1 protein-coding gene is annotated in these 1021 nt (G+C 64.8%); it reads left to right on the plus strand.

Annotated elements, in window-relative coordinates; genetic code table 11:
* Positions 1 to 220 precede the first annotated feature (220 nt).
* A complete protein-coding gene (locus BM093_RS34925; protein ID WP_177238908.1) occupies positions 221 to 757 on the plus strand; it encodes a TetR/AcrR family transcriptional regulator in 537 nt (178 codons plus the stop codon).
* Positions 758 to 1021 lie beyond the last annotated feature (264 nt).

Genomic DNA, 1021 nt, shown 5'->3' on the forward strand with positions numbered 1-1021 from the left:
AAGATCAGGTGCTGCCCGCAGCGGACCACCGCGCTGGTCAACGCGATCCAAACCCTCATCCTCGCTGGCTGACGCCAAGTGGAAAGAGTTCACTGCGACTTTGCCGGGGCCCTGGTTTCGTTCCGCCGCCCGAACGGCCAGCTCCAGTAGTGTGCGAAAGGCTATGTCACCTTCGTCGAATCGTCGCCGTCTCAGCCCTGACTCCCGCCTTGAGCAGTTGGTGGCGGTCGGGGTCGAGTTGTTCGGTGAGCGGGACTACGCTGAGGTCGAGATCAGCGACATTGCTGCACGGGCCGGAGTCTCGCGAGGCCTGCTGTACCGGTACTTTCCGGATAAGGCGGGTTTGTTCGCGGCCGTTGTGCGCTCGCAACTCGATGGTATGGCCGAGTTGACCTACACGTCAGGTAGTGCCGCCGCGGGGACGGCTTCGGAGCGGATCCTCGCCGGGCTCGATGCCTACTTCGACTACATCGTCGCTCACCCGAACTGGTACCGGGCGTTGTATCGCGGCGGAACCGGGGTCGACTCCCAGGTGCGAGCGATGGTTGAAAACGCCTACGAGCGACAGGCCGAACAGATCCTTGAACAGCTTGGGCTCGAGTCTCCCGACTCTGAACAAGTGGTGGCTGTGCGTTGCTGGATTGCATTTTTGGCGACTGCTGGCCTGAGTTTGCTTGACGGTGCTGTCGATTCTCGAGTTTGGCTGCGGGAACGCTGCGCGGATGCGCTGTTCGCAGCGGTGCGACCGGGCACCTGAGGCGGCAGCAGCCCCCTTGGCTCCGGGGCCTTGCTGCGCTGGCGCCCGCCTGACCGGCAGCAAGGCCCCGCGGTGCTGCACAGGCGCCCTCAGACTGGGCGGGTGTGTTCCACCCAGTCGTCCACGAGACACCCGTCAGGAGACGGTGGGGGACACCCGGGCCCCTCGGGGGTTACGTCCGCGGAGGTGGTGTACGGGTTCGTCGCTGGTGAGCGGCGTGGCGTCGTGACGTGAGACGGCCACCGCGTGATCTTTCTCGAGTAC

This window comes from Pseudonocardia ammonioxydans (assembly GCF_900115005.1).
In the GTDB taxonomy this organism is placed as follows: Bacteria; Actinomycetota; Actinomycetes; order Mycobacteriales; family Pseudonocardiaceae; genus Pseudonocardia; species Pseudonocardia ammonioxydans.